This window comes from Fibrobacter sp. UWB10, from assembly GCF_900182935.1.
Taxonomy (GTDB): Bacteria; Fibrobacterota; Fibrobacteria; order Fibrobacterales; family Fibrobacteraceae; genus Fibrobacter; species Fibrobacter succinogenes_O.
In genome coordinates this window covers 331,761-358,706 of record NZ_FXUE01000001.1, presented here as the reverse complement: position 1 = coordinate 358,706, position 26,946 = coordinate 331,761, and the positions used below count along the sequence as shown (strand labels likewise).

Below are 26,946 nucleotides of genomic sequence, written 5' to 3'. Positions count from 1 at the left end.
CATTGTAAATAAAAACTATACATTTGAAACAAAGTGTTTCCCCAAAAGAAGGAGAAAATCATGAGCTTTGCAAAAAGTTATAAATTCACGATGATCGCACTTGCTTTGTGTGCGGTCGGTTTCATCGCCTGTTCGGATTCGGACAGTTCTAGTGACGCAAACGGTGAAGACAACGTGCTCTCTATCAAATTGGGTGAGACGCCTGTCAACGGTGGCGTGCTGTTGCTTGGCAAGGGGGAGAGCTTCTATGAACTAAATCTGGAATCCAACGGTGAGTGGCGTATCGAAAATAATTCCACTTTTATCGATTCGGTCTTGCCGGAATCGGGTTTGGGTAATGCGGATGTGAAAATCCATGTGAAAAAGAATGATTCAGAGGGGCAGCGTAAGGGGGAATTACGTGTCGTTTTTCCCAAGGACACTAGTCTGAATACAGTCATTGATTTGAGACAGATGTATAGCGGAGATTATGAAGATAATGACGCTTCTTTTGATTCTCTTGAAATGGGTGCGATTTTCGCTTGTAGTTTTATGGGACTGTTTAGCAAGGAGGCTGCGTTACAGTGCCTGACGGATGCGTTTGAGAAGAGTGAAAATTATAGGGTTGATCCCCGTGATGGTAAAATGTATAAATTGGAAAAAATCGGCTCGCAACTTTGGATGGCAGAGAATCTTCTGTATGAAACACCGAATAGCTATTGCTATGACGACAATGCGGATAATTGTAAAAAATATGGTCGACTTTACGAATGGGATGCGGCTATGGAGGCGTGCCCCAAAGGGTGGCACTTGCCGAGTAAGTACGAATGGAATGAATTATTTTATGGAATTGTAAACAATAAGGGCAAGGCTCTCAAATCTACTTCAGACTGGCTGCGCGATGGAAACGGAAGTGATGACTACGGCCTTAACGTTTTGCCTGCAGGTTACAAGGATAGCGAGTATCGTTCCTTAGGTGATATAGCACGGTTCTGGACTTCGACAGATGATCACGGCTATACTGCGTTCTTGGTACGTATAGAAGCGCTTAAAGACGATGCCTATCTGAACGAAGAGGTAAAGTACAACGCAAACAGTGTTCGTTGTCTAAAGGATTAGTTTTTCAGAACAACAAAACGCGAGAAGGAACCATTTCCCCTTTTCGGGGTGCGCGTCGAGATACTTGAAAATCTTGAAGGTTGCAAAAATGAAAAGTTAAGTTTTTGTGTGGTAAAATGAATGTAATCCAACTTGGACTATAGCGAGGAACTTTTTTTTCTTGATTTTGGTTAGAAAAGAAATATTTTAGAAAATATAGGTGTTAATTATAACAAAGAAGGAGTCCATCATGAATTACAAAAAGACGCTCAAATATTCCTGTGTAGCGGTTGCGATGTGCACCTCTGCCATTGTTTTTTCCGCCTGTTCGGATTCGGGGAGCTCCTCGAGTGCTGGCGACGGTTTAATTTCTTCGGTAAAAATCGATGGGGAGGATGTCGGGGACACCTTGGTACTCGATATGATGGATAGCGTTTACGAAATCGCTTTTGAAGCCGCCGGTAGCTGGAAACTTTTGGATAAAACGATGTTTATTCAAAAATTGGGCAAAACCTCGGGAGAAGGTAATGCCACTGTCGATTTCCGTGTGGCAGTGAACGACTTGGACGAGCCTCTTTCTGGTGAGTTAATCATTGAAAACCTCGATGATACGACTCAGAACAAGACGATTACCGTGGTGCAGAAGTATTTCGGCGACTACCCAGACAATGCGAGCACCTTGAAAAAATCGAACAAGATTTATGCTGTAGGCTATGGCTACGACGCTCTTACCGGTGGTTATGCCGATTATGGTTCTCTCAAGGCCGAAATCTTTGATACCAAGACCTTGATTGATGACGAAATAATTACGGAAAGTCCCACTTCGGTTAAAGTCAATGTCCATAAATGGTCCGATGAAAGTTATTATGAATATGAACTATGGCTTGACAAATGGGCTGTCGGCGCTATAGATGTGGACATGGACCAGACAACTGGCTTTGATGTCGGCTGGTTCTATGGGGAACTTGAGTCTAGCTTTGGTTACTTGGAATATGGTGGTGAAGCCTGGGAGCTTGCGGCGACTTATGTTAATGTTGCTATAAAGACCGTCGATATAGAAGAAAGCGAATTGGACGAAGTCGTCGCAGACGGCATGAAAAAGTCGGCCTATAATGCCATTAATGGTCTCGATGCAAAATTCCCGAGCGATAACGCTGGTTTCAAGAAGTTGATAGAACGTTACGGAACGCATGTCGTGCTGGGCTCTACGCTGGGAGGCCGTATCCGTCAGACTATGATGTCGACACGTGCCTATGAGTTTGCGCTTGCTGATTATGCGAAAGCGGCTTACCAGAATGTATTCGGTATCGTAGATGAAGTGCTTGTCGATGATGCTGAGGCTGTTGATGCTGAAGTGTATGAAAGTTATGAGGAATACTATAAGGAGCTGAACGTCAACGTGACTGTTTCTGGTGGCGATGCTGACAAGGCAATGAAAATTTCGGATTCCGAGATGTTGAACGCGAAGGACGTGAACGACTGGAAAGCGTCTCTCACTAAAGATGAGAATGCAACGCTTGTCGATTTCTCCGGAAATCGCTTGATGCCGCTCTATGAGTTAATTGACGAAAGTCTTGGCGAGGATGCTGTGGCTCGTAAGGCTAAACTCAAGGCTTATATGGAGAGTTCTGATATCTTGACTGATTTCGGAGTGAAATTCCCTACCAAGACCGAAAAATAGCCTGTTAGAATCTTAGCTGATTGGAAAGTTCCCCCACATGGGGGGAACTTTTTTTATCATTGAAATAATGATGCTAAGAATTTTTTTTGGATTCTTTTTGTTGCTTTCGCTGTATGCTTGCTCCAACAGCGAATCTGTTTTTGATGCTGTGCAAAATCGCTCGGGTGTTGCAAACATTACGCTTGTGGCAAGCATCAATGGCATTGGCGACAACAGCTATAATGACCAGATTTTGGCGGGACTTTTTAGATTCTACGAAGATAGAGGGATTCCGTTCCGCTTGCTGCAGCCGGATTCTATGGGCGAGGCGGATTCCCTTGTAAAGGCGTGGCTTAAGGAAAATGTCGACACCGATTCATCGATGTTGATTTTGGCTTCTTCCGAATATGTGGGGCTGGCGCAAAAACTTGATGTTCGCTTTACGGGGGTAGGCAACAAGGTTCTGTTGTTTGAGGCCGATACGGCGGGACTTCCGCAAGGTGTCTATACCTTCTCGATAGACCGTTACGGAGCGAGTTTCTTGTCTGGGGCGATTCTGGGAATAAATCCATGTATGATTTTGGCGGCGGCACCCGGCTTTGCGAGCCTGGAAACATCGATTGAAGGCTTTAGGAAGGGCTACGATGCGCATAAGACGATTGCGGATACTCTGGGAGTGGATTATCTTACTTATACTGAAAATGATGAAACGGCTTTTAACAACGTTGAATTTGCCTACGTGGCCACTTTTTCAATAACGAATTATATTCTAGATGGGGATAGGCCTTCGGCTATTTTTCCTTTGTTGGGGGGCGCTATCAAGGGGGTACGTCGGGCATTGATCGATTTTCCGAATACGGGACACTTTATGATTGGGATGGATGTTGACCAGAGCGGCGTGTTGCCGAAGGTGCCGTTTACTCTAGTCATTGACATTAAGGGGATTGTTGTTCGCTACTTGGAAGAATGGGCTTTGGGTAAGGATTGGCCTCGGTTCCGCTCTTTGGGCTTGGGGGATGGTGCCGCATCGATTGTGTTTAATAAGAATTTTGGCGATACGAAAGAGTTCGAAGACCGCTATGAAAAGTATTATGACGAGGCGGTTCGCGAGGAGGCACGCCATGCCAAGAAATAGTCTACTTTCCTTGTTGTTTATCGCGATTCTTTGTCTTTGCGCGTGCTCCGACAATACATCTTCTGCAAATTCCGATGCTAAGACGCACAAACTTAAGGTCGCCGTCATGGCGAAATCTTCTGAAATGGCCCGTTGGAAACGGAGTGCTGAATGGGCTTTGGAAAATATGGAAAAAGCTCAGGATGGGCTAGACCAAAAGGTAAAACTGCAACTGGAATTCAAGAACCAGGATGACGCCGATATCGGCGAGTATATGGAAATGGTGGCGGGAGATTCGGACTATGTGGCGATTGTAGGCCCCACGCGATCGGACAAGGCGTACCGCATGGCGGAACTTTTGAAAAAAAGTACGAAACCGATTCTTTCGCCCAAGGCGTCGAATGTGGAATACCAGCGTTTTTTTGCCAACATGCCGAACTTGTGGAACTTGGTCGAAAACGACTTTATGCTGATAGAATCCGCTTTCTCGCATTTGGCTAGTTCCTTTGCGTCTATTTTTATGAATGAACTGGAACTTACACTTTTGGCTCCGTCGAGCGAGCTGAATGGCGGACTCGTAAGTTCTTATGTCGACTGGCTAGGCTTTATGGCCGAAGAATTCGGACTTAAAATTGACAGAATCTTTTTGTACAATGACGAAGCCGAACTGCGGATGCTTACGCAGACTTATTTGGAACGTAAGAAACCGTATAGCGTTTTGTTGTTTGAACCCTATGATGACAAAATGGCCTTAGCCTTTGATGATGAATTGTATCAACAGGATGTCGCTTCTCAAGGTGGCATCCGAGTGGTGTGTTCCAGTAATTTCGTTTCGGATTCTATCGTAAAAAATCTTCATTACGATTTTTACCGTGGCTTTGATTTGTATGCAAGACCCGAGTCCGGGTTTGCGCAAGCTTACCATGAACATTTTGGCGAAGACATTCTCAATGGCGAAGCGCATTTCGTAGATGCTCTGTATATTTTGGCGTATGCCGCGACTTATTCCGTTTCGTCGGGCTTGGAATTGAATGAATCGATTAGAGCTGTGCTCGGAGGAAGGGACGGCACCGGCGGCGATTGGATGATTGCCGGAATGCATGAAAATTTCATGTCGTTGCAGAATGGACGCTTGCCTGATCTGACGGGGGTATCGAGCTCTTGGACTTTCCAGGATAGGGACAACAGTGTGAGCGGTTCAGTGTATCGCGGGTGGAATATTGCTGACCATAAATATGTCACGAATGATTTTACCAGCAACGACGACTCAAAACATTCGATAAATCCAGAAGAAAATTGGCTGGATTTTTTCAAGGCCGATGTGGATACGAGCTTTTTCGAATATGCAGACTCGAATATTTCTTACAATGACGTTTCGAAACATTGGGCGCTTTTGGTTGCAGCCTCATCGGGCTGGGCAAATTACCGGTTTCAGGCGGACATCTTTGCCATTTACCAGAAACTCAAGAAGATGGGGTACGACGATGACCACATTATCGTGATTGCAGAAGATGACATTGCAAATCATAGTCGCAACCTGTATCCGGGAGAGTTGTTTATTCGTTTGGATGGAGACAATGTCTATGAAAAGGGTGTGGTTGATTACAAATTAAGTTCCGTAACGGCGTCTGACCTAGGAAATATATTAAGGGGTAATTCAAGTAATAAGTTATCAAAGGTTCTCCGAGCAAAGTCGACCGACAATGTTTTTGTCTTTTGGAGTGGTCATGGAATACCGGGGTATTTGGAATATGGTAAAGACAAGGTTAGTTATGAGCAGATTGTTGCGCTGATCAAACAAATTCCGCACCGCAAGGTGTTGGTTGCCGTGGAGGCCTGCTATAGTGGTGGACTTGGTGAAACGGCGGAAAAGGCGAATATTCCTGGTATCGTTTTTCTAACAGCGGCGTCGCCTTATGAAACGAGTAAGGCGGATGAACGAAATGAAGAAATGGGCGTATACTTGACGAACAGTTTTACCCGAGGTTTTACGATGCTGCTTGATGAAACACCCGACGCAACGCTGAGGGACATGTATGTCGAAATCGCAAGTAAGATTTCAGGTTCGCATGTGCAGTTGTACAATATGAACCATTATGGAAATATCTACAAAGAAAAGCTGGATGAATTCTTTGTAGTAAAGTGATTACCGGTACTTTTCTTCGGGGTGTGCGGCGTAGTAAGCGTTCTTGTCGGCGTACATGCGTTCGTCGGCAATATGCATGGATCTACGGACATCGGTGCCGCCGAGGCACGATCCGATAGAGAAGTGAATGTTGTTTGCCTTGGCGACTTCGTGAATCTGTTCGATTCGCTTTTGCAGTTCGGCTTCGGTAATTTTCGGAAACATCGCCATAAATTCGTCGCCGCCAGCGCGGAACACTTCGCCGTCGTGGAGAACTTCTTGCAAAATCTTTGCTGCCGTGCGGAGCATCTTGTCGCCTGAATTGTGGCCCTGATCGTCGTTCACGCGCTTGAGCCCGTTCAGGTCTATAAAGAGCACGGCGTCTGGGGTGCGTTCTTTACCGCTTACAATCAAGTCTACGCGATTGTTCATCATGTTTCTGTTCTTGATACCCGTGAGCGAGTCAATGGAACTCATGATTTCAAGCTTCTTCAGAAGCAAGTGGTTTGCAATTTCGGAGGCGAGGAAGTAGGTCGTCAGTTCAAGCGTCTTTTTAATCTTGATGGTGTTTTCGGCGTTGAAGTTGATGGCCCACATGTAACCGAGCACCTTGTTGTCGAATCGCAGCGGGAACAGCACGATTGTCTTGACCATGGCGCCTTCGAGCGAATCTGCCCACACGGGGTTTTGTTGATGCAGGTGATCCATGTCGTGGCGGTCTTTGATGATAATGCAGGTGCTTCCGCCTAGTGTTGCGGCCCATGTTTCCGTAATTTCGTAGAAGCCTTCTAGATAGGTCGACATGGGAAGCAGGCTTGTGCCTTTGCTGAGGGCGTCTCCTAGAATATCGCAGGTGCGTGTATCTGGATTGGTCAGCAAAATGCAGCAGTGTTCAGAATCGCAAAGGCTACGGATATCTTCGATGACTTCTTGGAAGGTCTTCTTGATGTCGTTCGAGCTACGGAGCTTGACGCATGCCTTTAACACCTCAGAGGCCACATCGCCGGAAAGGTCGACCATGGCAGCAGAATCCACCTTGGGCGATACATCGTAAACGTAAATGCAGTAGCCGGTGTTCGGCTTATCCGATTCAATCGGAATCAGGAACATGTTCAGCCAGAGCCCCATGGTGTAAAGTTCCACGTAGGCATGGAGAGGCTTTTTGGTTCGTGTGCAGCGGAAACAGTAATCTTCGAAATTGCGGTTTTGAGGAAAACAAGCCTCGTAAGGCGACCCAGGAATAAAGGGACGACCTTGCGTCATTTCCATTTCGTCACAGTGAGCCTTGTTACCCGCGAGAATACGGATGTTCCCATACGTTTCGTCTTCGTAAAAGTCAACGGAGACAATGCAGGCTTTTGCTTCGTATTTCGATAACAGTGAATCGAAGTCCATAAATTTTCCCTTCTTGTAGTAAAAAGATATACCATTTTGGTTGGGATATTCGGTTTGCGATAAAAAAAACACCCCCTACAGGGTGCTTTTATAGTCCAAGTTGGAATAATTTACTTGATTCGGAGGCGTGCGTATTCGTACAGACCGAGCGAAAGGGCCACCGAGGCGTTGTAGGAATGCGCTTCGGGCATCATGGGAATGCGGAGTACAGCGTCGCACTGCTTGCGAATGAAGGGCGGAAGGCCCACGTCTTCGCCACCGACGGCAATGACCGCCTGGTCGCTGAATTCGAAGCCGGCGAGGTTGGTTTCGGTGTCGGCGTCGAGACCAAGAATCTGGTAGCCTGCGAGTTTGAGTTCGCCGACGGCGGCTTCCAGGTTGTTCGGGCGGCAAATCTTCATCTTGTCGAGTGCGCCTGCGGCAGAGCGGGCGACAGCCGGCGTAATGCCGCACATGCCCTTGGCCGGGAGCATCAAGAGGTCTACGCCCAATGCGAGCGCACTACGGATGCAAGCGCCCAGGTTACGCGGGTCTTCGATGTTGGTGCCTACGGCAATCAGCTTGCGTTCGCCGTTTTCCTTGGCCTTAAAATATTCTTCACGAATGTCTTCCCAAACGAGAAGTTCCTTTTCGTTCAAGAGTGCGACCACGCCGTGGTGTTGCGTGGTGTAGGTGTTCAGAACCTTGGAATCGACCTGCTGTACGTGCACGTGGGCGCGCTTGGCGAGCTTCTGCAGTTCGTAGAGTTTGGGGTTGCCCGACTGGTGCATAAAGAGCACGCGGTGTACTTGCATGGGGCTGCGTTCCAGAAGGTCGGTCACTTCGCGGATGCCGCCGATAGCGGTTTGCGGAGCGCCATCGGGGTCACCGAAACTCACGCGGCGGTCGCCATCGGTTTTACGGCGGGTAAAGCCGTCGCGGTCCTTGTTGAATCGCGGACGTTCGCTGTTAAAACCTTCGCGCGGCTTGTTGAAATCGCGGCGGCGGAAATCCTCGAATCCTTCGCGGTGTTCGCGGAAACCGTCACGAGATTCGCGGTCCTTGAAGTCGTGGCGAATGATGCCGAATTCTGTTTCTTTGTTCTTGTCGAAAGCCATTTTTTTTCCTTTTAAAAATTTTCCTTGGATTGCTTCGCACGGCGTGCTCGCAATGACGTTTTGTCTTAGGGTTTTTCCCTACAAATGATAATCTGGTTCATCTTGATGTCGGTCAGTTTTTGCACGAGCGGCTCTACGCTAATCTGCTTGGGGGTCGCAATGCCTGCCTTGTGGGCGTTCGGGTGCTTTGCCAAAAAGCGGTCGTAGTAACCCTTGCCGTGGCCGCAGCGTTCGCCGGTCAGGTTGAACTTGGTGCCGGGAACCAGGAACACGGTGAAGTCGCCCTCGTAGGCCGGGATGTCGCCGCGCGGTTCCATGATGCCGAACTTGCCTTTGACCAGGTCTTTCTTGAGGCTTTGCACGTGGCAGAATTCCATGGTCGTGGGGCCCGTGCAGCGGGGGAGCAGCAAGCGGTCTTCGTCGGCGAGCTGCTCGATAATCGGCATAATATTCGGTTCGCCCGTGAGCGGGTAGAACGCCGCCACCTTGCGCGATTCCTTGTAACCCTTGATGGCGTGGATTTCTTCCCACGGGTTTCCGATAAGTTCTTCGCCGTCGCGCTTTTTGCGCAACATCTCGAAAAGCGGCCTGGAGCCGAAAATCAAAAGGAGTAAGGCAGAAACGAGAAGTACAGATTCCATAGTATGCCTGCGGGGGTTTTGTCCAGTAGCGGGCGGTTGAGGTGAGTTATAAAAAAATTTAGTCGGGGTCGCCTACACGCTTTGCGTTGGGCAAGTTCTGTTGCAAAATTTCAGTCCACAGGACGCGCTGCCAGTTCATGAGGTGAGCTTCTTCGTAGCGGGCCTCCCAGGGCATGTCTCCCGGAGCGGCAAGCCAAATGAGCTGCGCCTTGTTGGCGAGGAGCGACGGGTCCAGTTCCAGTTCTTCGGCCTTTAAGTCGCGCCAGGTCTTGAGCACCGAGAGCAGGTCAGAGTTCGGCACCACCGGCGGGGGCGGGGCCTTGGGCAAGCGCTCGGGCCAGTCCGATTGCGGCACGGCCACGGCAGTCTGCAGCATGTTCACAAACGAATCCAGGCGCTCGTCGCGGAAATTGCGGGGGAGCTTCGGCAACTTTTCCAAGTCCACGGTCGGGAAATTCGCCTCGCTGCGGCGTGCGATGGCGAGCATGAGTTCCACCGGCATCACCTTGTAGGGAGGGCGGTCCAGTTCCTGGGCCTGGTTTTCGCGCCATTCCCAGAGGAACTTGAGCACGTTCAGGGCGCACGGCGAAAGCGGAGCGGAGCCCGTGACGCGCCAGGGGTCTTTTCTCGGCGGGGCAGGGTGCTTGGCGTGTTCGATCAAGGCATCGCACTGTTCGGTAAGCCAACTCATGCGGCCTGCTTCTTGCAACTTTTCTACGAGAATCGCGCAGAGTTCGTGCAGGTAGAACGTGTCGTGAATGGCGTATTCGCACATTTCGAGCGGCAGCGGTCGCGTGGTCCAGTCGGCACGCTGGTTTTCTTTCTTGAGTTCGTCACCGAAGTATTCGCGCACCAAGTCCGCAAGGCCCAGGTGATCTTCGCCCAGAATCTTTGCCGCGAGCATGGTATCGAAAATTTGCTTCGGCGAAAAGCCGTAGGTCTGCCACAGCAGTCGCAAGTCGTAGTCGGCGCCGTGGAAAATGAGCGTCTGCATGGCGCGGGCCTTGAACAAAGGGGCAAGGTCAAGCCCACACAGCGGGTCCACAATGTAGTGGTGTTCGCCGATGGTAATCTGGATCAGGCAAAGACGGGTGGTATAATGGTACATGGAATCCGCCTCGGTATCGACGGCGGCCATTTCGTACAGCTCCAAATCTGCTAGCAAATTCGCCAGCGATTCTTCGCTATCTACCAGTATGTATTTCTCGTCTTGCATCGGTAGGGTGAAATGTAATAAAATTTTTAAGAGAGGGGAGGGGGCTTTACACCGATTGTGTAGTCAGGCTTACGCAATGCCGACCTCTTCGGGCGATAAGTTCATAGCCTAAAGAGGAAAGTAGGGCGTTCAATGTTTTTAGCGTGATGTTTACGGGCTGCATGGCTCGCAGGTTTTGAATCACTGAGGTTGAAATGCCTGATGCCTTAGATAGGGCTCGCACGCTAATATCTTGCTTGGACATGGCATCCAGCAATAGTTCCGACAGAAGAAAGTTCGCATATTCTTTTTCAAAAGCCTTTTTCTGTTTTGGACTTGTCATGACTCTTTCAAAAGTCGATTTAGTCTTTTTCATAATATACATCCTTTAAAACACGTTTATTGTAGCTTTGCATATTGAGTAGTGCTTGTCGTTTCTCTTCTTCCGGCAATTTCTGCGTTTTTTTGCGAAAAGCGTTTGTTATGATTATTTTCTTGCCTATATAGAAGAATGACAAAAAACGATCTGGTTGCGGCTTGAATGCGTATATTTTATCGCCTTCGTTTCTGAACTTTGTTATATCTGAAATCCTTCCGAAATCGCCAATTCGCTTAAAAAGCATCAGCACCTTTCGCTGTTGTGCATCACTTAATCCGTTAAAATATTCTAAAGCCTGGCTTTCTCCTTGTTCGTTATAGAACCATTCTATTGTAAAGCATGGGCCTTCATAGGCAACATATTCCTTCATTCCAAATGTATCTCCTTTTTGATACAGTGTCAAGGGGATGGGTTGTTTATTTTCTTTAATTGCAAGAATTGTGCCAAATGTAAAATTGGCGATTTTGGTGTAAAATCGCGACTGGAAAAAAAAGAAAGTGATTAAATGCTGATTAATCAGTGATTAATCAGCTTTGATTTGAAGGGGATGCTTGCCAGATGCAATTTGATGCTGAGGAAAAGGGATTGATTCGTCGCTAGTCTCCGGTCTACGACCGGCTAGCTCCTCACCCTGACGGGCCTCCCGCCCTTTAGGGCGTGAGTTCCTAAATAATTCGCACGCGCTTCGTGCATGAGCCAAATTATGTGATTCGTCGTATGGGAAAAGGGACTGCGGCTGCGTCAGTCTCCGCTGCGCGGCTGACTTGCCGCCCTACGGGCTCAACACTCACTTCGTTCGCGTTAAGCTCCAAATTCTTTTCACGGGCTTTGCCCAAAAAAGAATTTGGTCGCACCCTCTTCGAGGGTGCCGGGTCCCTTCCCGTGTTATAAAACGAAAAAAGACACCATGTAGGTGTCTTTTTCTTTTTAGAGCGGGAAAAGGGACTCGGACCCTCGACCCCGACCTTGGCAAGGTCGTGCTCTACCAACTGAGCTATTCCCGCGGGGTTGCCCAATTATAGAATAATTGGGCGGAGGTGTCAAGGGGAAGGTGCCGCAAAAAATGAATTTTTTTGCGGAAAGCGGCTTTTGGGGTCGTTACCCCTTGCGGTAACCGTTAGGGTTGTTCTTCTGCCAGTTCCAAGCGTCGCGGCACATTTCCTCGATGCCGAACTGGGCCTTCCAGCCGAGTTCCTTGTAGGCCTTTTCGGGGTTGCAGTAGCAGGTGGCGATGTCGCCTGCGCGGCGGGGCTTGATGCTGTAGGGCACCTTGATGCCGTTCACCTTTTCGAAGGCGTGCACCACGTCGAGCACGGAGTAGCCGTGGCCTGTTCCCAGGTTGTAAATGGCGAGTCCGCACTTGTTTTCGATGGCCTTGAGGGCGCTCACGTGGCCCGAGGCGAGGTCGCAAACGTGAATGTAGTCGCGTACGCCGGTTCCATCGGGGGTGTCGTAGTCGTTGCCGAACACGCCGAGTTCCTTGCGGATACCTACGGCGGTCTGCGTGATGTAAGGCATTAGGTTGTTCGGAATGCCGTTCGGGTCTTCGCCGATGCGGCCACTCGGGTGGGCGCCAATCGGGTTAAAGTAGCGCAGCAGCACCACGTTCCATTCGGGGGCTGCCTTCTGCACGTCGATCAGCACCTGTTCCAGCATCGACTTTGTCTGACCGTAAGGGTTGGTGATGGCGCCCTTCGGACATTTTTCGGTAATGGGAATTTCGGCGGGATTGCCGTACACGGTTGCCGAAGACGAGAAGATGAAGTTCTTGCAGCCGTTGTTACGCATAGCGTTCAGGAGCACGAACGTGGCGTTCATGTTATTTTCGTAGTATTCCAGCGGCTTGGCGACGGATTCGCCTACGGCCTTGAGTCCGGCAAAATGGATGCAGGCGTCAAAGTGGTTTTCTTTGAAAATCTTGTCCATGGCGGCGGCATCGCGGGCGTCGGCCTTAATGAAGGGGACGGGCTGCCCGATAATTTCGGCGACTCTGCGGAGTGATTCGTCGCAAGAGTTCACGAGGTTGTCGACGGCGACAACAGAATGACCTGCCTTATACAATTCAATAATCGTGTGGCTACCGATATAACCTGCGCCACCAATAACTGCAATTTTCATTACAAATCCTCAATTTTTAGGCTAAAAATACAAAAATGGGGGAGTTTGGGTGAATTTTTCGAGAAAAAGGGTGCGAATTTCGGGTTTTGACCTTGACGAAGTGTCGCTAAAAATGTATATATGAAAATATGAATAACTGTTCATATATCAAAAATGCGAAAAACGAAGTCTCAATGGATGTTCTTTTCGAACTGTCGGAGTTCTTCAAGTTCTTTGGCGATACCACGCGTATCCGCATTATCCATTTAATGCTTTCGGGCGAAATTTCGGTGAACGATATTGCCGAAAAGTTGAACCTGGAACAGTCCGTGGTAAGTCACCAGTTGCGCATTCTGCGTACGGCGAACTTGGTCAAGCCGCGTCGCGATGGTCGCAAGATGTTCTATTCGCTCGACGATGAACATATTGGATTGATTTTCAATACGGGTCTCACACATATTCTGCACAAGAAGGGTAAGTAAATGCCTGCTGTTTTAGAAATTCTGGAAAAGTTTGTTTGGCAATTCATTACGCTGTTTTCGGAGATGGCGCCGTTCCTTTTGCTCGGCTTTTTGCTTGCGGGCATTTTGCATGTGTGGGTGCCGAATCACTTGTATGTGCCAAAGATTGCGAAGCCGAACTTTAAGTCGGTATTGTGGGCGGCCTTGTTCGGGGTTCCGCTTCCGATTTGTAGCTGCGGCGTGATTCCGACTTCGATTGCGCTCCGGAAAGAGGGGGCGAGCAAGGGCGCGAGCGTGAGTTTCTTGATTTCGACGCCTGCGACGGGTGTGGATTCTATTTTGGCGACGTATTCGCTGTTGGGCGGACCGTTTGCAATTTTGCGCCCGGTGGCCGCTTTTGTGACGGCAATGCTTGGCGGCGTGTTTACTAATCTGGTCACAAAGAACGAGCCTGAAACGGGTGTTGCCGTACTTGAAAATTCTCACGAGCATGAGCATCACGAACACTGCGATTGCGAAGGCGATCATTGTTCTTGCGACCATGATGATTACGATGAACACGAGAAAAAGTCTTTTGCGCAGAAGGTGAAAGAAACTTTTGAATATGGCTTTGTGAACATGATTGGCGATGTGAGCAAGTGGCTGATTATCGGACTTTTGCTGGGCGCCCTGATTGCGGCTTTTGTGCCGGATGATTTCTTCTTGTTCTTACATGAATATCCGCTGCTTTGCATGTTGGTGGTGCTGGTGCTTGCCATGCCCATGTACACTTGTGCGACGGGTTCTATTCCGCTGGCTTTGGCTCTTGTTGAAAAAGGTGTTACGCCGGGTGCTGCTTTGGTGCTGTTGATGGCAGGCCCTGCAACGAGTATCGCGAGCATGTTGGTGGTGGGCAAGGCTTTTGGCAAGCGTACTCTCGCGGCATACCTTGTTTCGATTGCATTAGGTGCGATGTTCTTTGGCTTTATTGTCGACACGTTCCTGATGGATACGTTCCTTGCCTCGATGCTCCCGCATGGTTCTGCAGAATGTCATGGTCACGGAGCGCTCGGCGTGTTTGATTACGTTTGCGCGATTGTGTTTGCTGCGTTGATTATTTATGCGAAGTTTGCGCATAAGGGCTGTGGACATTGTGGTTGCGGTTGCGGCGATCATGATTGCTGCTGCGAAGGTGAAGATCATTGCGAATGCGATGAACATCATCACCATGAACATCATCATGAACACGGTGAAGGCGAATGCCTTTGCCATGAACATACTCATGAGCATCACCATCATGACGAGCATGTTGTGGAAACTTATCGCGTAAACGGCATGAACTGCAGTCATTGCAAGGCTTGCGTCGAGAAGGCCGTAATGGCTCTAGACGGCGTGATTTCAGCTGAAGCCGATGTCGCGAAAAAGGAACTCCGTGTGGAGTGGCATGACGAAGACGATATAAACGAAACCGCCCTCAAGAAGGCGGTTGATGAAGCCGGATTTGAATTCGGCGGGGAAGTGTAGAATTATTTGGCGCGGCTTGCGAAAATCTCGAAGTCTTCGGGAGTCGTAAGCTTGTCGTTCAGGTTGTTGCCCTTGACGATATAGACGCTTTCGCCGAAGTATTCGAGAATGCTGGCTTCGTCGGTGGGCGTGAAGTTTAAAGGCTCTGCGGCAATGCGCCCGTAGAGCTTTTTCAGTAATGCGACCGAGGCTGCTTGCGGAGTCTGTGCCATCCATACGGTATTGCGGTCGATAGTCTGCTGCACGCTGCCGTCTTTTGCAATCTTGATGGTGTCGACAGCGGGCTTTGCCACAAGACAGCTGCCCTTGGTGACAAGCGTTTCGCACACGTCGCGGATGATTTCTTTACTGATGAATGGGCGTGCTACATCGTGCACTAGCACGAATTCGGCATCGCTCGTAAGCGCATTCACACCGTTTTCGACAGACTGCCAACGTTCTGCACCGCCCACGACAATTTTCATTTTGGCGCGGATTTCGTCGCTTGCGTTGTCGCTGAAAATTTCTTTTTCGAAATGATCTTTCCAGTCGGCTGGCACGGCCATCACGACTTCGGCGATTTCATCCATCGAAAGGAATGTTTCGAGGCTGTAACGGTAAACGGGCTTGCCGCCTAAAACCATAAGCTGCTTGGGAATGTTTCCGCCCATGCGCTTGCCGAGTCCCCCGGCGGGGAGCACTGCCGCGAAACGTCCTTTCATTTTAGTCACCTACTTTTCCGTTGTGGAGCTTGTCCAAGAAAATCTTGGTTTCGCGGGCGACAATGCCAGAAAGCAGAACCAGGGCGACCAAGTTCGGGAAAGCCATCAGACCGTTAAAGATGTCGGCGCTGGTCCACACGGCGCTCACCGTGAGGTACGGGCCAATAAAGACTGCGGCCACATACAGCCAGCGGAAGGTGAGAATGGGACCTTTCTTGCCGCGACCCACAAGGTATTCTAAGCAGCGTTCAGAATAGTAAGCCCAGCCAAGAATCGTCGTGAAGGCAAAGAACACCAAAGCCGTTGTCAGAATGAAGGGGGCTACGCTTGCGCCTGCGGGCAGGTTTTCGAGACCGCGGGTAAAGGCTTCCATGGTGATGTTTACGCCCTGGAGGCCGAGTTCCGGAGTCCATGCGCCCGTTACCACAATGGCAAGGCCCGTCATGGAGCAAATAATGATGGTGTCGATGAAGGTTCCGGTCATGCAAACGAGACCCTGGCGAACAGGTTCCTTAGTCTTTGCGGCAGCGGCGGCAATCGGAGCAGAACCGAGGCCAGCTTCGTTACTGAAAATGCCGCGGGCAATACCCTTCTGCATGGCAATGAAAATCGTACCAACCACACCGCCGGTTACAGCGCTCGGGTTGAAGGCGGCGCGGATAATCAGTTCAACGGCTCCCGAAATCTTGGAGAAGTTGAAACCGAGAATCAGCAAGCAGAACAGAATGTAGAAGATAGCCATGATCGGCACAATGTAGAGCGAAACCTTGGCAATGCGCTTGAGACCGCCGATAATCACCAGGGCAGTAAAGCCTGCGCAGAAAAGGCCTGCAATTGCGGTAGACACGGAAACGGAGTTGCCGCCGATGTTGACGAATTCGCCAGAGGGAAACACGGTTGCGACTGCCGACGTGATGCCGTTGACCTGCGTAATGGTTCCGATACCAAGAAGACCGGCGAGCACGCCAAAGACGGCGAACAGAACGGCGAGCCACTTAAAGTTGAGTCCGAAACGTTCCTTGATACCGCTTTCGATGTAGTAGAACGGACCGCCCAACACTTTGCCGTCGGTGTCGACCTTGCGGTACTTGACTGCCAAAAGACCTTCAGCGTATTTGGTGGCCATGCCAAAGAAGGCTGCGACTTCCATCCAGAAGAGTGCGCCCGGGCCACCGGTACCGATAGCGGTGGCAACACCTACAATGTTACCCGTGCCGACGGTTGCGGCAAGAGCGGTGCAGAGGGCGGCAAAGCTTGAAACTTCGCCTTCGCCGTGCTTTTCGTTGTGGAGCATGTAACGCAGAGCGTTGCCGAGGTTTGTCACCTGAAGCACGCCGAGGCGGCTTGTGAGCAGGATTCCGACAAACAAGATGACCGCAATGAGCGGGATTCCCCACACGTAGCCGTCAATAGTATCTAAGATGGAATTTAAGGTTTCCATATTTTTCCCATGAAAAGGGTGGCTGTTTTAATTAACGGCACCAAAGATAGAAAAGTAGGGAACGGCTTCGTCCTAAATTGCTATTTTTTGACACGGAATAAACAAAAAGAGGATTCTATGTGCGAAAATTGCAATTCTAACCGTCCTGTCCGCGTCCGTTTTGCCCCGAGCCCGACGGGCTACCTGCATGTGGGCGGTGCTCGTACCGCTATCTACAACTACTTTTTTGCCAAACACATGGGCGGTACGTTTTATCTGCGTATTGAAGATACTGACCGCAAGCGCTATAACGAAACTGCCTTGCACGACTTGATGCGCGACCTTAAGTGGCTTGGCCTGCAGTGGGACGAAGGTCCGGGCTGCGAAGGTGACTGCGGTCCGTATTTCCAGAGCGAACGCTTGGACATTTACCACCGCGAAATCAAGAAGCTCTTGGATGCTGGCTATGCTTACTACTGCTTCTGCTCCGAAGAACGCCTGCAGGAAGTCCGCGCCGAACAGGAAAAGTCTCATGTGCCGGTGACCGGTTACGACCGTCATTGCCGTAACATTAGCCGCGAAGAAGCCGAAGCCCGCATTGCCGCCGGCGAAAAGGCTGTGATTCGCTTTAAGGTGCCTGAAACGGGTGTCACCGAATTCGACGACATGATTCGCGGTCACATCAGTTACCAGAACGAACTTCTGGATGACCTCGTGCTCATCAAGCGCGACGGTTACCCGACTTACCACTTTGCAAGCGTTGTCGATGACCACCTGATGGGTACGACTCACGTGCTCCGTGGCGACGAATGGATTAGCTCTACGCCGAAGCATGAACTCTTGTATAAGGCCTTTGGCTGGCAGCCGCCTGTATGGTGCCACCTGCCGGTGATTCTCGACAAGAACGGCGGTAAGCTTTCTAAGCGCAAGGGTGCTGCCTCTGTGGGTGACTTCCGCGACCTCGGCTACCTGCCTGAAACGCTCGTGAACTACCTCGCCCTGCTCGGTTGGAACCCGGGCGATGACCGCGAAGTCATGACCATTAAGGAAATGGTCGACAGCTTTACGCTGGAACGCATTAACCCGAAGTCTGCCAGCTTCGACGAAAAGAAGTTGCAATGGATGAACGGCCAGCACATTCACCTGTGCGACGACGGCATGCTCAAGGGTATCATGAAGGAAGGCCTTGCCGCGAAGGGTATCGACCTCTCCAAGGAACCGGAAACTCGCCTCGATGAAATCGTGAAGCAGCTCAAGCCGCGTGCTCATTTTGTGCAGGACCTCGCCGACATGGCTGTGTACTTCTTTGTTGCTCCGACGACCTACGATGAAAAGGGTGCTAAAAAGCACTTTGGCGAAGGCTCCAAGGAAGTGGCGACGCTCGTGCGCGACATGCTCGCTTCCATCGAAGACTTCAAGACTCCGGTTATCGAAAAGGGTTTCTACGACCTCGCCGAACGTTGCGGCCACAAGGTCGGTGAACTCGTCGGTGCTCCGCGCCTTGCTGTGTCTGGCGTTACCGCAGGCCCGGGCCTCTGGGAAATGTTCGAACTTATCGGTAAGGAAGAAGTGCTCCGCCGCATGGATGTGGCACTCCCGCTCATGAAGTAATGCGTTCGCAATTCCCTCATCGTCTTTATACTCAAAGGCTTTTTTGCCGTCGCTGCCAGAAGGTAGTGGAACACGGCATATTTGCCCGCGAGGCGTATTCGACCTTTGGGGGAATGGAACCGCATATTCCGCTTTTGTGTTGCTGCGATGCATGCAACACCATGTTTGTCGCGTTCTCGAACGAATTCATTTTTTGCAGTCGAGAATTTGTAAATCAGGATTACACCAAAATTTTCGGCTACAATCGCATTAAGGCGGGAAACTGGATTTACTTTAAAGGATCGCCCAAACCGGGCCTTGTCAAAAGTATTTTCCAGTCGCCTGATAAGATGATTATCATTGTCAATTACGATGGTGGTCCTGATCAAAAAATTGAAAAGCCGAGAACGGCTATTGTGAACGAAGAATCTCCCGAAGGGTATCGTCTGTTGCCAATCCAAAGTGCGCAGACGCTTTTGGGCGATTTTATTTACCATGCGATTCGAGACCAGTTTGGCGTGGCTGTTGGCTTGGTGAACGATGGCGAAAAAGATAAACTTGCTGTGATGTTAAAAGACAATACGCTTGTCTTTATTACGCTTCCGCCTTTGGCGCAGAACTTGCCGAATGACAAGTTGTGTGCGATTGTGCAGAATAAATTGGCACAAGTGTTCCCGGAACATTGTACAAGGGTGTCTGTCGAAGCGGGGCAGGGTATTGTTTATCTGAATGGCCTGGTGAAAAATCTGTCGATTCAGCGCGCGATTGTAAAATGCGTGAATGCGATTCCCAAAGTGCGCGGTTGCGTTGATTTTACGCGTGTGGAAACGTCTTCGCTCACGACGGATGCCGTAATTGAAAAAACGGTGTACGAACAGATTGAATCCTCTGCGACGCGCTTGTTCGATTACAAGGTGAATGTGTCAGAAGGCAAGGTCCAAATTGAAGCGTACTGCTATGAAAATGAACGCCCGAAAGATTTGGAAAATCGCTTGGCCGAAATCCCTGGCGTGCGCGACTTGATTTGCCTGGTGACAGAAGTCTATGATCCGATAAATGTAGAAGTTTGTCAAAAGGTAGAATCGGAAATCGCGGCGAGTGCCTTTTTACAAGGCACGAACATTAGAGTATCTTGCAATAATCGGAAATTTTTGTTGGAAGGTCGTGTGCAATCGTTGCTGCAAAAAGAACTTGCTTTGGCAACGCTCCTTAAAAATGTCAAGACGACGTCCATCGAAAACCGTTTAAGAATTGTATAGGAGGAGCCTATGGCTACCGGTTACGAAAAGATTAATGCAATTAAGAATAAACTGAAGGTTAAGCAGACGGTAAATGGCTTGGCAAAGTTGATGGGTTGCGGTCCGCGCACCATTTTTCGCCATTTGGAAGTGATTAGTGAAGAAAATTGTGGCCTCCGAAAGTTCAAGGAAAATGGGGAAACCTTCTATATTATCCAGACCGACAAAGAAGCGAATTTCAATCAGGAAGTCGTAAAGCAGCTTGAAAAAATCAAGAAGAATTTGCCTGCAAATGCCGCTCCTGAAATCAAGACGGTCAAACTTTTGGATAAAGTCATCAAGACCATGCAGACCACGAATCCCGAAGACTTTAAGCCCGAGGCGATTTCAACGGATCCGGACTATGTGCTTGATTACGGCCCGTTCAGCGATGACAAACTGCAAGATACCATGGTGAATCGCGTGCTTAGGGCCATTCACGAAGGCTTTGCAATCAAAATTCAGTATAGCCACGCCACAGATCATTCCGGAGTTTCTGAAGAAGTCAAGGAAGTGAATCCGGTCAAGGTGATTATGCGCGTGGATACGTTGTACTTGATTGCTGGTGAAGAAGACGAAAAGGGAAATCAGACTTTCAAGAATTACCTTTTTGAACAAATCAAGAGCGTGCAAGAAACGAACCATGCTATGCCTAAGTTTATTTTTGATGCGGCAATGCATTATAAGTATGCCTTTGGCAAGTATACGGGCTCGGGCAAGCCAGAAGACATTACGCTTGAAATCCGTAATAAGTGGTTGCAGACGCAGTTCGAACGTTCGCATTTCAATCCTGAAATTTCGAAACGCTACGATAAGAACAAGAATATGATTGTGGACATGAAACTCCGCATTACGCCAGATTTCAAGACCTGGCTGATGGGTGTTGCGGGCGATGTTCGCATTTTAAAACCGGCTTCGCTTAAAGAAGAAGTAAAACAGTTGTTGAAAAAGGCTCTCGCTGAGATGGATGCCTAAAATGGAATCGCATAATCTTTCTGACTATAATTTTGAATTCCCGAAGGAACTGATTGCCAGCCGCACGGCGGGCAAAGGGAAAACTCGTATTCTGCATTGCCCCAAAGATGGCGGTGAACGCCATATTATGAAGGCTCCTGAAATTGTCGATCTTTTTAAGCCGGGTGATTGCCTGGTGGTGAATAACACGAAGGTGATTCCGGCCCGACTTTACGGCCATACATTGCATGGTGGCGAAGTCGAAACGCTCTTGGTGCAGGCGTTGATTCCTGCTGAAGATGGCTCTGCCCGCTACGAGGCGCAAGTTCGCCCGGGTAAGGCTTTCAAGATTGGGCGCGAACTCGATATTGCTGGCGTCAAGACGGTTGTCGAAGACATCAAGGAAGACGGCGCTCGCGTGCTGCGCTTTGCGGTAACGCCTGTGGAACTGGAAGCCGTGATGAACCGCGAAGGCCATGTGCCGCTGCCGCCTTACATTGATCGCCCCGATGACGAGGATGACAAGAAGGCTTACCAGACGATTTTTGCGAAGTATTCCGGTGCCGTGGCCGCTCCGACGGCAAGCCTGCACTTTAGCGAAGAAATGCTCGATGCCTTGAAGGCGAAGGGCGTTTATGTTGCCGAAGTCACGCTGCATGTGGGCCCGGGAACCTTCCAGAATATCTCGGTGGAAGACTTTACCCAGCACAAGATGCATGGCGAACATTACGAGCTCACCAAGGAAAACGCCGACATCATTAACAAGGCCAAACGCGAAGGCGGTCGAGTGGTGACCGTAGGTACCACGAGTACACGCGTTGTTGAAACGATTGCTGACGCCAACGGTATCGTGAAGGCGCAGAAGGGCGTGACCCATGCGTTCTTCTATCCGGGTTACCGCTACAAGATTGTGGATGGCTTGCTGACCAATTTCCACTGGCCGAAAAGCTCTCTGATTTTGCTGGTGTCCGCTTTCTATGGCCGCGAAAACACCCTCGAAGCCTACAAGATGGCGGTCGAAAACAAGATGAAGCTTTTCAGCTATGGCGACGGAATGTTGATTCTTTAGAGTCCGCTTTTTAAGGCGGCTTCTGGAATCCAGAACCAGTCGGGTCGGAATTCCAGCTCGTAACAAGCTTCGTAGATGGCCTTGCCCAGTACATAGGGCGAGGCCTCTTCTTTTAACTGCTGTACAGAAATGCCAGATTCACGGCTGTAGCCTTGTAAAAAGGCTTCGGCCGTGACTTGCTCGAATTCTTTGTCGCCGCGGACGGCGCTGGCATAGGCGAAGCTGCGGAGCATGCCGGCTATGTCGGCGGCGGGGGAGCGAAGCCTGCGCCTGTATTCCAGAGTGCGGGTGGGTTCGCCTTCAAAGTCCAGCACGATAAACTTGCCGTCTTTATAAAGCAACTGCCCTAAGTGATAATCTCCGTGAATGCGCTGCGGTTTGAGTGCGCTTGTATCATGCTTGTCATCCCGGACTCGTTCCGGGATCTCTTTTTTTCGTTGGAAAAGGAATTGCTTTTCCTGAATAATCGGCACGAGGTCATCTTTCCCGTTCACTTTCAATAGCCCGATGAGCTTGTCAAAGGGAACTTCTTCGGCCTGTGCGGGCGTGCCTTCTAGATCTTTGAGTGCCTTGTGCATTTGGGCGGTCGTGCGCCCGAGTTCGAATGCTGCGTCGGCAAAAAAATTCTGGCTGCCGGATTGCGTTTTCTCATTTGGTGTGCGGACCATTAAATCCCAAGCATTCTGGGCGTCGGGAATGTGTTCTTCGAGAATCCCGAGGGTACGTGTTTCGCCATCTTTTGTGAAGCTAAAATCGCCGTAGAAATCCGGGGCGATTTTTGGGAGCCCTTGCGCCGCTTTTTGGCTCAGGTGCTTCATGATTTCGGCTTCGGGGTGTTCGCCGACTTGCAAACGGCGGTACAGTTTGAAAAAGAATTCACCCTTGGAGTAGAACGCGGAATTGCTTTGCTCGGCATTCAGGGGCTGTGCATGCAGCAATTTTTCTTTTGGAAATTTTGGGCCGAAGTATTCGGCGAGTACCGCACCTATTTTGGATTCGTCTTCGATGACGCAGTAATAATCGCATTCATCGTTTTTGTCGCTTTCAAAGCGGACTTGGAGAATCGAAACTTTTGTGCCGCCGAGGGGTATGCTGTCGAGTTCTTCGATAGAATGGATAGGGCGGCCTTTGCCCATGAACCAACGTTTTACTGAAATGTCCTCAATCATTGCACATCTCACATCACGCATTTCACATTAGCCTCTGGCCTTAAGCGGAGGAAAATACCCTTGTGCCCTGAGGGTGGCGAGAATCTTGAGCTGGATTTCGAGAGGTTCTTTGAGAATGCCTTCGAGTACGAAATCGGGAATGCGCTTTTCGGGCTTGAATTCCCTAGGAATGTCTTTATAGTCAGAAAGTTGCCAGTTGACAAGGAGCTTGGGTAAAAATTGGTCCCACGGAAAAATGTCACCGGGCTTGAGGTAAAAACGAGCGGGCTTTTTGCCGTCTTTGGCTTCCATTAAAAGGGAACCGTCGCGAAAGCAACTAAAAAGCACAGCCTGCCTTTCCTCGTTCGAGGTGGCAGGCTGCGCTTGAATAACCAACACCATTTTCAAAGTACGAAACCTTAGGCCGCAAGTTCTCTTTGAATCTGCGAATACTGATAGCTCGAAATCGCTGTGATCTTGAGAATCAGTTCACGCGTGATTCCGGCCTTGATTAGCGCCTTCGCATACTGGAGTCTGTTTGTGTTCGACATAATTTACCTCACACGTTTAGACGTTTTAGTTTCTTACGATAAAGATACAATATATTTCTGACATTTCAATGTCAAAAATAATGCCTTTTTTTTCGGCTTTTTGGGTATGTTGAAGCTAACTTGTTGATAGTCCGTGAATTAAATCAAATCTTTACAATTAGGGAAAATGTGATGAAAATTACTCTAAATTGTTTTGTATAGATTTGTTTACTTTATATTATAAAATGTCCCTTAAAACAGGGAATTTTTTACGGTATTCTTCTTGCGGAGCCGATTCGATGCGTGCATGCACGATGCCTTCGCTTTTGTCGTCTGTCTCTGCCATGATTTCGCCTTTGGGGCTTACAATCATTGAGTTTCCGCCGTAGACAGCGGTATTCACGGCGGCGATGTACACTTGGTCTTCGATGGCGCGGGCCTGCAACAGAGTTCTCCAGTGTGCGATTCGTTCTACGGGCCATGCGGCCTGAACCGTGATGAGCCTAGCACCAGCCTTGGTGGCGTCGCGGTAGAGTTCCGGGAATCGCAAGTCAAAACAGATGGTTGCAGCAACGTTCCAATTTTGAATTTTGAATAAATTAACTTTTTCGCCTGCGCTGAATTTGGGCTGTTCCATGAAGAAGGGACGGCGCTTGTCGTAGGAGGCGAATTCTTTTGCGTTGCCGGGGGCGTAGACGCTGCTGTGATTCAATAACTTGCTGTTCGAAAGTGCGATGCCAGCACCCATGATATAGCAACCGGTTTGGTTCGCAAGCTCGTATAAAAGCTGGGCGGTTTCGCCGGAGTCGCTGGCCGAAAAATCTTCGGCGGCCGATTCGGGGTGCAGGGGCAGGTAGCCCGTGGCAAACATTTCGGGTAAAATGACTAAACCTGGCACGGGATCGTTAGGCTCTTTATGGATTTTTGCGGTCAATTCGCGCACTTTGGCGAAGTTTTTAGCCTTGTCGTTCGGGGCGACTTCCATTTGTACCAAGTAAATATCAAGCATACGGTAAATATAGAACTTAGTTGATTGAATTTAGGACGGCGTTTTTTCTAATTTAAGAAGTATGAGAATTCGTTCCCTGTTTGTTTTCGTGCTGCTTTTTGCAGTAGCCGTGTTTGCCGCGACCCCGACTTTGATTGTGGGTGTGGTTCTGGAATCTGAAACCGATTTGCCTGTCAAGAATGCGACGATTACCTATATCTCGGGTAAGAAGCTCGGTGAAACGGATGCGGACGGTCGTTTTGAATTGACTGCCGATTCCAAGAACGCGGTGCTTATCTTTAAGAAAGATGGCTTCGATAGCGTGCAGGTGGAACTGCAGGACTTTGCCGACTTGTTTGACATGGTGGTGACCATGCAGACGACCGCCGATGTGCGCAACTTGGGTACAAGCACCGTGATTGGTGGCGGTGGCGACAAGGTGCAGTGGAGTTTTGAACGCAAGGTGAATCTCGACAAGCTCGAAGACGCCGCCGGTATGCGTTTTGATGTGACGGAACACTTGAGCCAGATGCCGGGTATTTCGGGCCAGAAGGATTTTAGTAGCGCTCTTTATTATGAAGGTTCTCGCGCAGGCGACGTGGCTTACCACTTGGGAAGACTCCGCATTCCGAACATGCGCCACTTGGATGTGGGCTTCCCAGGCAACCTTTCGGTGATTAACCCGCATATCTTGAGTGCCATTGAAATTCATGACCACTATGGCGAAGGCCCGATTGGCCAGGGCCTTGCAACATCTGTGCAGTACATCCCTGAACAGACCAAGGGCGAATGGGGCTTGCGTGGAACGGCTGGCATTGCCCTGCAAGAAGTGGTGTTTGATTCCCCGTGGCTTTTCTGGGATAGCTTCAGGTTCTCTTTCCGCAGACTTGACGATGAAATGCTCAAGAACATGGGCGAAAAGTTCTTTAGCGAATTCCGCAAGGATCGTAGCGCAGAATGCTCGGGCAGCGACTGCAACGTGAAAACGTCTGACCCGTACGACCTGACCGCCTTTGACGTGTACGCCCAGTTTAATGGCTCTGACACCAACGGCAATACTTGGGCTTTGCGCACCTTGTATAGCTCTGACGAATATAGCGTGCACCAGGATACCGCGACCTCTTATAACGAAGTGAACTCGATTGACATTATCGAAGGTAAGCAACAGTATTTGGTGGTGGGTGCCGAATACAATTCCCGTTTCGGAACTTCGATGCATGCCGGTTTGGTTCGTGAAGTGCTGGGCGATACGCTCCGCGATACCAAGGGTTTCCGCAATACGGCTGATTCCAAGGAAGCCGCAACCTATATCGATGGCTATGAACAGACGCACATGACTTTGACCGCTGGCGTCGACAAGAACTTCAAGGGCTCTATCTTGGGTTCCAAGTTGAGCTGGGCCCTGCTTTATGAACACCATTTTGTAGAACGTAGCTATCAGGATTATGGTGGCTCGTTGACAGATGACTTTAATGCTGGCGTTTGGTCGGGTGCTGGCCGCATGAACTGGCAGAGCGACTTTTCGCAAAAGATCCTTTCTGTGGGTGCGGTGACCGACTTGCATGAACGTGAAGCTGCGCCTACAGCCTCGTTCGACTTTGACCAGAATCTTTCCCGCGTTGATTCTGCCTATTGGCGTTTGATTGCAAATGCCGCCTACCGTAGCGACTGGAAACCTTGCTACGATGATGGCGAACTGACCGGTCGCTTGGAATCGGGCGTGTCCGGCAAGATTGGCTTGGGTTACAATTCCAAGTACTTCGTGGCGCAGGGTTCTGGCTTTGGCCGTTACTACCCGGATCCGCTGCTCCCGATGCCTAAGGCCTTTGCGCAGTACGACGATGTGACCCCGATTGACTTTGCCTGGGTGGCAGGTGCTTCTGCTACGATGGAACTCAAGACTTCTCACCATTTCTCGATGGCGACGAACGTGAGCTCCGTGTATGGCGAATACGAACTTGAAGGCGGCAAGTCGCTCCCGTGGGAAGCTAATTCCCGTTTGGATATTCTTTCGCACTTCCGCTATTATCCGCGTAAAGACTCGATTCTTTCTTTCATTCTCACGCACCATGCGGCATTGCACCGTCCGCTGTACTACTACGAGATTATGCCTTCCGATTCCAAGAATCGCTCTAACGGAACTCGCCGCCTGAAAGACTTCCATGACTTTACGGATATGTTCCGTACCGATGCTCGCGTGAACTTGGACTTGTTTGGCAAGAACAACAGCTTCTTCAGGACTGCAAGATTCTACGTAGAAGTGGACAACATCTTTGCAAACTTGGATGTGAGTGCCCTCAAGTTCTTGGGTAGTGAAAATGCCCGCGAACGTTCTTGGGTGACCCGCGACAATAACGATGACATTGCCGATGGCTACGACTTGGTGCCGTTCATTGCCAAGGGCATGGGCCTGTACGTGCAATTCGGCGTCGAAGTGCAATTGGGAATCTAGTTGCTAGAAGATGAATGATGTGTAATGTGAAATGTGTGATGGGAAATAATACATCTCACATTCCTCATTTCTC

24 protein-coding genes and 1 tRNA gene are annotated in these 26,946 nt (G+C 49.6%); 11 read left to right on the top strand and 14 right to left on the bottom strand.

All coding sequences use genetic code 11. The features are described from left to right. Nucleotides 1-60 precede the first annotated feature (60 nt). The 4 genes from QOL41_RS01495 (at nucleotide 61) to QOL41_RS01480 (ending at nucleotide 5,997) form a co-directional block, all read left to right on the top strand. Nucleotides 61-1,098, top strand: coding sequence for an FISUMP domain-containing protein (locus QOL41_RS01495; protein WP_283428354.1), 1,038 nt, complete (start codon nucleotides 61-63; stop codon nucleotides 1,096-1,098). Between the two features lie 229 nt (nucleotides 1,099-1,327). Continuing rightward, nucleotides 1,328-2,758 (top strand): MAC/perforin domain-containing protein, encoded by a 1,431-nt coding sequence (locus QOL41_RS01490; RefSeq protein WP_283428353.1) that lies wholly within the window; start codon nucleotides 1,328-1,330, stop codon nucleotides 2,756-2,758. 67 nt (nucleotides 2,759-2,825) lie between these two features. Further along, nucleotides 2,826-3,872 (top strand): type 1 periplasmic-binding domain-containing protein, encoded by a 1,047-nt coding sequence (locus QOL41_RS01485; RefSeq protein WP_283428352.1) that lies wholly within the window; start codon nucleotides 2,826-2,828, stop codon nucleotides 3,870-3,872. Continuing rightward, nucleotides 3,859-5,997 carry a C13 family peptidase gene (locus QOL41_RS01480; RefSeq protein ID WP_283428351.1) on the top strand — a complete coding sequence of 713 codons (2,139 nt, stop codon included), beginning with the start codon at nucleotides 3,859-3,861 and terminating at the stop codon, nucleotides 5,995-5,997. The genes QOL41_RS01485 and QOL41_RS01480 overlap by 14 nt, the downstream gene beginning before the upstream one ends. Here the strand turns inward: QOL41_RS01480 and QOL41_RS01475 are convergent, their stop codons facing one another. From QOL41_RS01475 to galE, 8 genes are all read right to left on the bottom strand, one after another. Continuing rightward, entirely contained in the window at nucleotides 5,998-7,371 is a 1,374-nt protein-coding gene (locus QOL41_RS01475; protein ID WP_283428350.1) for a sensor domain-containing diguanylate cyclase, read from the bottom strand. 110 nt (nucleotides 7,372-7,481) lie between these two features. After that, nucleotides 7,482-8,468 carry a TrmH family RNA methyltransferase gene (locus tag QOL41_RS01470; RefSeq protein ID WP_283428349.1) on the bottom strand — a complete coding sequence of 329 codons (987 nt, stop codon included), beginning with the start codon at nucleotides 8,466-8,468 and terminating at the stop codon, nucleotides 7,482-7,484. Between the two features lie 65 nt (nucleotides 8,469-8,533). Beyond that, the gene (locus QOL41_RS01465; RefSeq protein ID WP_283428348.1) at nucleotides 8,534-9,109 is read right to left on the bottom strand and encodes a 5-formyltetrahydrofolate cyclo-ligase; all 576 of its coding nucleotides are present in this window, start codon (nucleotides 9,107-9,109) and stop codon (nucleotides 8,534-8,536) included. Between the two features lie 58 nt (nucleotides 9,110-9,167). Then, entirely contained in the window at nucleotides 9,168-10,325 is a 1,158-nt protein-coding gene (locus QOL41_RS01460; protein ID WP_173653552.1) for a ribonuclease D, read from the bottom strand. A gap of 46 nt (nucleotides 10,326-10,371) precedes the next feature. Beyond that, nucleotides 10,372-10,680 carry a helix-turn-helix domain-containing protein gene (locus tag QOL41_RS01455; protein ID WP_283428347.1) on the bottom strand — a complete coding sequence of 103 codons (309 nt, stop codon included), beginning with the start codon at nucleotides 10,678-10,680 and terminating at the stop codon, nucleotides 10,372-10,374. Further along, the gene (locus tag QOL41_RS01450) at nucleotides 10,667-11,053 is read right to left on the bottom strand and encodes a type II toxin-antitoxin system RelE/ParE family toxin (RefSeq protein ID WP_283428346.1); all 387 of its coding nucleotides are present in this window, start codon (nucleotides 11,051-11,053) and stop codon (nucleotides 10,667-10,669) included. The genes QOL41_RS01455 and QOL41_RS01450 overlap by 14 nt, the downstream gene beginning before the upstream one ends. A gap of 561 nt (nucleotides 11,054-11,614) precedes the next feature. Beyond that, nucleotides 11,615-11,687, bottom strand: a tRNA-Gly gene (locus QOL41_RS01445). A gap of 94 nt (nucleotides 11,688-11,781) precedes the next feature. Next, nucleotides 11,782-12,801 carry a UDP-glucose 4-epimerase GalE gene (gene galE, locus QOL41_RS01440; protein WP_283428345.1) on the bottom strand — a complete coding sequence of 340 codons (1,020 nt, stop codon included), beginning with the start codon at nucleotides 12,799-12,801 and terminating at the stop codon, nucleotides 11,782-11,784. Nucleotides 12,802-12,929: 128 nt separating this feature from the next. On the opposite strand from galE, the gene QOL41_RS01435 reads away from it, so the two are divergent. After that, nucleotides 12,930-13,262: an ArsR/SmtB family transcription factor gene (locus QOL41_RS01435; RefSeq protein WP_173653549.1), complete on the top strand. Its 333-nt coding sequence runs from the start codon at nucleotides 12,930-12,932 to the stop codon at nucleotides 13,260-13,262. Continuing rightward, a complete protein-coding gene (locus QOL41_RS01430) occupies nucleotides 13,263-14,744 on the top strand; it encodes an SO_0444 family Cu/Zn efflux transporter (RefSeq protein ID WP_283428344.1) in 1,482 nt (493 codons plus the stop codon). A 2-nt stretch (nucleotides 14,745-14,746) separates the two neighbouring features. Here QOL41_RS01430 and ispD read toward each other — a convergent pair whose 3' ends face one another. Continuing rightward, a complete protein-coding gene (gene ispD, locus QOL41_RS01425) occupies nucleotides 14,747-15,445 on the bottom strand; it encodes a 2-C-methyl-D-erythritol 4-phosphate cytidylyltransferase (protein WP_283428343.1) in 699 nt (232 codons plus the stop codon). Between the two features lies 1 nt (nucleotide 15,446). Further along, nucleotides 15,447-16,886, bottom strand: coding sequence for an alanine/glycine:cation symporter family protein (locus QOL41_RS01420; RefSeq protein WP_283428342.1), 1,440 nt, complete (start codon nucleotides 16,884-16,886; stop codon nucleotides 15,447-15,449). Nucleotides 16,887-17,003: 117 nt separating this feature from the next. Here QOL41_RS01420 and gltX point away from each other — a divergent pair, with 117 nt between their 5' ends. The 4 genes from gltX (at nucleotide 17,004) to queA (ending at nucleotide 21,755) form a co-directional block, all read left to right on the top strand. Further along, a complete protein-coding gene (gene gltX, locus QOL41_RS01415; RefSeq protein ID WP_173653543.1) occupies nucleotides 17,004-18,476 on the top strand; it encodes a glutamate--tRNA ligase in 1,473 nt (490 codons plus the stop codon). 65 nt (nucleotides 18,477-18,541) lie between these two features. Continuing rightward, a complete protein-coding gene (locus QOL41_RS01410; protein WP_283428341.1) occupies nucleotides 18,542-19,714 on the top strand; it encodes a BON domain-containing protein in 1,173 nt (390 codons plus the stop codon). A 9-nt stretch (nucleotides 19,715-19,723) separates the two neighbouring features. Continuing rightward, nucleotides 19,724-20,707, top strand: a complete 984-nt coding sequence (locus QOL41_RS01405; protein WP_173653541.1) for a WYL domain-containing protein — start codon at nucleotides 19,724-19,726, stop codon at nucleotides 20,705-20,707. Nucleotide 20,708: 1 nt separating this feature from the next. Next, nucleotides 20,709-21,755 (top strand): tRNA preQ1(34) S-adenosylmethionine ribosyltransferase-isomerase QueA, encoded by a 1,047-nt coding sequence (queA, locus tag QOL41_RS01400; protein WP_283428340.1) that lies wholly within the window; start codon nucleotides 20,709-20,711, stop codon nucleotides 21,753-21,755. Here the strand turns inward: queA and QOL41_RS01395 are convergent. The 4 genes from QOL41_RS01395 to QOL41_RS01380 all read right to left on the bottom strand — a co-directional run bounded on the left by QOL41_RS01395 (nucleotide 21,752) and on the right by QOL41_RS01380 (nucleotide 24,442). Further along, nucleotides 21,752-22,924, bottom strand: coding sequence for a phosphotransferase (locus QOL41_RS01395; RefSeq protein WP_283428339.1), 1,173 nt, complete (start codon nucleotides 22,922-22,924; stop codon nucleotides 21,752-21,754). The two genes, queA and QOL41_RS01395, sit on opposite strands and share 4 nt — an antisense overlap. Nucleotides 22,925-22,951: 27 nt before the next feature. Next, a complete protein-coding gene (locus QOL41_RS01390; protein WP_173653536.1) occupies nucleotides 22,952-23,305 on the bottom strand; it encodes a hypothetical protein in 354 nt (117 codons plus the stop codon). Nucleotides 23,306-23,322: 17 nt separating this feature from the next. Then, the gene (locus QOL41_RS01385) at nucleotides 23,323-23,454 is read right to left on the bottom strand and encodes a hypothetical protein (protein ID WP_283428338.1); all 132 of its coding nucleotides are present in this window, start codon (nucleotides 23,452-23,454) and stop codon (nucleotides 23,323-23,325) included. 217 nt (nucleotides 23,455-23,671) lie between these two features. Further along, nucleotides 23,672-24,442 carry a nitrilase-related carbon-nitrogen hydrolase gene (locus QOL41_RS01380; RefSeq protein ID WP_283428337.1) on the bottom strand — a complete coding sequence of 257 codons (771 nt, stop codon included), beginning with the start codon at nucleotides 24,440-24,442 and terminating at the stop codon, nucleotides 23,672-23,674. 61 nt (nucleotides 24,443-24,503) lie between these two features. Here QOL41_RS01380 and QOL41_RS01375 point away from each other — a divergent pair, with 61 nt between their 5' ends. Next, entirely contained in the window at nucleotides 24,504-26,873 is a 2,370-nt protein-coding gene (locus QOL41_RS01375) for a peptidase associated/transthyretin-like domain-containing protein (protein WP_283428336.1), read from the top strand. The last annotated feature ends 73 nt before the right edge of the window (nucleotides 26,874-26,946 follow it).

Bases quoted from the DNA above. Each gene is read 5' to 3' on its own strand.
- queA (WP_283428340.1), top strand. From the start codon at position 20,709: ATGGAATCGCATAATCTTTCTGACTATAATTTTGAATTCCCGAAGGAA.
- QOL41_RS01390 (WP_173653536.1), bottom strand. From the start codon at position 23,305: ATGGTGTTGGTTATTCAAGCGCAGCCTGCCACCTCGAACGAGGAAAGG.
- QOL41_RS01490 (WP_283428353.1), top strand. From the start codon at position 1,328: ATGAATTACAAAAAGACGCTCAAATATTCCTGTGTAGCGGTTGCGATG.
- QOL41_RS01480 (WP_283428351.1), top strand. From the start codon at position 3,859: ATGCCAAGAAATAGTCTACTTTCCTTGTTGTTTATCGCGATTCTTTGT.
- QOL41_RS01465 (WP_283428348.1), bottom strand. From the start codon at position 9,109: ATGGAATCTGTACTTCTCGTTTCTGCCTTACTCCTTTTGATTTTCGGC.
- QOL41_RS01485 (WP_283428352.1), top strand. From the start codon at position 2,826: ATGATGCTAAGAATTTTTTTTGGATTCTTTTTGTTGCTTTCGCTGTAT.
- QOL41_RS01475 (WP_283428350.1), bottom strand. From the start codon at position 7,371: ATGGACTTCGATTCACTGTTATCGAAATACGAAGCAAAAGCCTGCATT.
- gltX (WP_173653543.1), top strand. From the start codon at position 17,004: ATGTGCGAAAATTGCAATTCTAACCGTCCTGTCCGCGTCCGTTTTGCC.
- QOL41_RS01460 (WP_173653552.1), bottom strand. From the start codon at position 10,325: ATGCAAGACGAGAAATACATACTGGTAGATAGCGAAGAATCGCTGGCG.
- QOL41_RS01435 (WP_173653549.1), top strand. From the start codon at position 12,930: ATGAATAACTGTTCATATATCAAAAATGCGAAAAACGAAGTCTCAATG.
- QOL41_RS01455 (WP_283428347.1), bottom strand. From the start codon at position 10,680: ATGAAAAAGACTAAATCGACTTTTGAAAGAGTCATGACAAGTCCAAAA.
- QOL41_RS01420 (WP_283428342.1), bottom strand. From the start codon at position 16,886: ATGGAAACCTTAAATTCCATCTTAGATACTATTGACGGCTACGTGTGG.
- QOL41_RS01470 (WP_283428349.1), bottom strand. From the start codon at position 8,468: ATGGCTTTCGACAAGAACAAAGAAACAGAATTCGGCATCATTCGCCAC.
- QOL41_RS01380 (WP_283428337.1), bottom strand. From the start codon at position 24,442: ATGCTTGATATTTACTTGGTACAAATGGAAGTCGCCCCGAACGACAAG.
- QOL41_RS01450 (WP_283428346.1), bottom strand. From the start codon at position 11,053: ATGAAGGAATATGTTGCCTATGAAGGCCCATGCTTTACAATAGAATGG.
- QOL41_RS01385 (WP_283428338.1), bottom strand. From the start codon at position 23,454: ATGTCGAACACAAACAGACTCCAGTATGCGAAGGCGCTAATCAAGGCC.
- galE (WP_283428345.1), bottom strand. From the start codon at position 12,801: ATGAAAATTGCAGTTATTGGTGGCGCAGGTTATATCGGTAGCCACACG.
- QOL41_RS01395 (WP_283428339.1), bottom strand. From the start codon at position 22,924: ATGATTGAGGACATTTCAGTAAAACGTTGGTTCATGGGCAAAGGCCGC.
- QOL41_RS01430 (WP_283428344.1), top strand. From the start codon at position 13,263: ATGCCTGCTGTTTTAGAAATTCTGGAAAAGTTTGTTTGGCAATTCATT.
- QOL41_RS01495 (WP_283428354.1), top strand. From the start codon at position 61: ATGAGCTTTGCAAAAAGTTATAAATTCACGATGATCGCACTTGCTTTG.
- QOL41_RS01375 (WP_283428336.1), top strand. From the start codon at position 24,504: ATGAGAATTCGTTCCCTGTTTGTTTTCGTGCTGCTTTTTGCAGTAGCC.
- QOL41_RS01405 (WP_173653541.1), top strand. From the start codon at position 19,724: ATGGCTACCGGTTACGAAAAGATTAATGCAATTAAGAATAAACTGAAG.
- ispD (WP_283428343.1), bottom strand. From the start codon at position 15,445: ATGAAAGGACGTTTCGCGGCAGTGCTCCCCGCCGGGGGACTCGGCAAG.